The sequence below is a fragment of the Mucilaginibacter sp. P4_G9 genome, assembly GCF_056400985.1.
On record NZ_JBFUKF010000596.1, the window covers coordinates 1 to 2,310 of the forward strand.

The window sequence follows — 2,310 nt, forward strand, 5'->3', positions numbered from 1 at the left end:
CCTTTAGGATGGGTTTTTTTAGCAAGTTTGATTTGAATGTTGAAATCATCTTGTTTTTGAAAACATTTATAGACGATGTCAAAAAAGCATATCATAAATTTGAAATAGTGCTAATTGGTGCAACGGAAAAAAAAGCGAAAGCTGTAATTGAAATTTTAGAGAAAAATGATTTATCGGTACTTGCAATAAAATATACCGGTTTTTTACCGGCTAAGGATGTTTCTTACTTTATTCAGCAATGTGATCTTGGTATTACTTCTGTACATGAACATGGCCTTGGTAAAAGTGGTAGTGTGGCAGCTTTTATTGCCCATGGTTTGCCCATAGCTGCGCCCAATATACATAAGGATTATCTCGATGCCGAAATTGGGTTCTTTTCAGAAGAGCTTAAGGGCTCTATTATTAAAGAACCATCTCTTCAATATTTTGCGCAGGCTAAAATCGCGGCATTTAAGGCTGCTGAAGAAATTAAGTTATCTAACATAGCTAATATTATGGTTAAAGATCTAAACAGGCAATATGAATAAAGTAGATATAGTGTTTGTAATAAACTCTTTTAACAGGTTAAACCTGTTAAAAGAAAGCTTGATCGTGCTTTCCAAATGGATTCCGGTTACGGAATTTAAAGATCGGATAGGGATAGTCATCTTTGAAGCTGGGTCGACTGATGGAAGTATCGAATGGATAAAAAATGAAACTGGATATTTAGGACTGACCATTAAATTAATTATCCCGGAGAAAGGCGAAGATACTTCTTTTGMTGCCGGGTTAAATACCGGGGTTGCACATGCTCAAAGTGTTTTTCCTTCATTGAAATATTTAGTATTTTATGAAACCGATAATCAAATCTTGTCAGCTTTACCTGTTGAACAGGCGATAAAGCAACTGGAAAATAATGATAAACTGGCCGCATGTGGTTTTACAGTACGCAGGCATAATGGATCACCCGCAGGGGTCGGTATGCCTTTTCTTAAAGTACGCAATTTTGCTTTAGGTAAAAACATTATTAATAAATTTCAACTGGAAGCAATAAACTATAAATGGCAAAACATTGGCGATGATATTGAGTTTAGTGAGGTAGATGTTGTTTTTACAAGCCCTTTAGTTGTTAAAATTGACGCATGGTTAATTAGCGGGGGCCTGGATGCCCAGATGTTTCCTTTTTCGGCATGTGATGTTGATTGGGCCAAACGGCTCGCAAATTTAGGTTGGAAGATGGGAGTCATAAAAACAGCCGATGTAATTCATGATAATTTGGAAGCTTTATCTGCCTGGTCAAAAAACCGGGCTATGAGTTCTCACAGAGGGAGATTAAGGTACTTTAAGCGTCATCATCCCTATAAAATATACTTTATTTGGCCATTTGCGCTTATCATAAGACATAGCTTAGAGTATTTTTCGGCGAAGTTATTCATAAAAAACAAAGTTCGTAAACAACAATTATCCGGGCAGTTTCTTGGGTTATTAAAAGCATGCTTTAATCATTATGAATAAAACAGAGCCTAAAAAAATTTCCGGATGGTCAAGTATATTTTTAGATACATTACGACTATTAGCATCAATAGTTGTATTGTTCATACATGCACATGAACTATGGTTTCTTCATCAAACCCCTGCACAAGCTTACCAAACGGGAATTATAGCTCACGCTGCTGTAGTGGTATTTTTTGTGCTTTCAGGCTATGTTATTGCTTATACTACTACAAATAATAATCGTGGCATAAGGCAATATGTAATAGCAAGGTTTAGCAGACTTTATTCTATCGTAATTCCAACGCTCATAATTACGGTAATAATTGAGGTTGTTGTATGGCGCATTGATCCTTTATTTCATATGCATTATTCACGTGGGCCAGTGTTACCGAGATACCTAATTACAAGTGTTTTTTTTAATGAGATTTGGTTTTTGTCAGCAGCGCCCATAATTAATGCGCCGCTTTGGTCTTTAAGTTACGAATTTTGGTATTATATAATATTTGGATTATGGTTTTTTAGAAAAGCGAGTTACAAATCTCTGCTGTTGGTTGTAATAGCATGTTGTATTGCAGGGCCAAAAATTCTTTTATTAATGCCAATTTGGTTGTTGGGAAATTTGGCATATCATTTACCCGGATTAAAAATCCATAACAGCTTGAAATGGGTGTTGGTTGCTACATCATTATTAATTGGTTCTTTATTGGTAGTGTATTTGCCATCATTTCCTTTGGTGATAGGATTGCGTCCCTTCATTTTTTCAAACCAGTTTATTACTGATTTTATAATAGCGGTTTTTATTTCATTGGCTTTTTATTTTTTGCCAGAGAATATAGA

3 protein-coding genes are annotated in these 2,310 nt (G+C 35.3%); all 3 read left to right on the forward strand.

Translation table 11 applies throughout. The features are described from left to right. Positions 1 to 527: hypothetical protein (locus tag AC1DPZ_RS25720; protein ID WP_477408854.1), on the forward strand; the 527-nt coding region annotated here is incomplete at its 5' end. Then, positions 520 to 1,494, forward strand: coding sequence for a glycosyltransferase family 2 protein (locus tag AC1DPZ_RS25725; protein ID WP_477408856.1), 975 nt, complete (start codon positions 520 to 522; stop codon positions 1,492 to 1,494). The genes AC1DPZ_RS25720 and AC1DPZ_RS25725, both read left to right, overlap by 8 nt. Continuing rightward, on the forward strand, positions 1,487 to 2,310 hold an 824-nt coding region (locus AC1DPZ_RS25730), incomplete at its 3' end, for an acyltransferase family protein (RefSeq protein ID WP_477408858.1). The genes AC1DPZ_RS25725 and AC1DPZ_RS25730, both read left to right, overlap by 8 nt.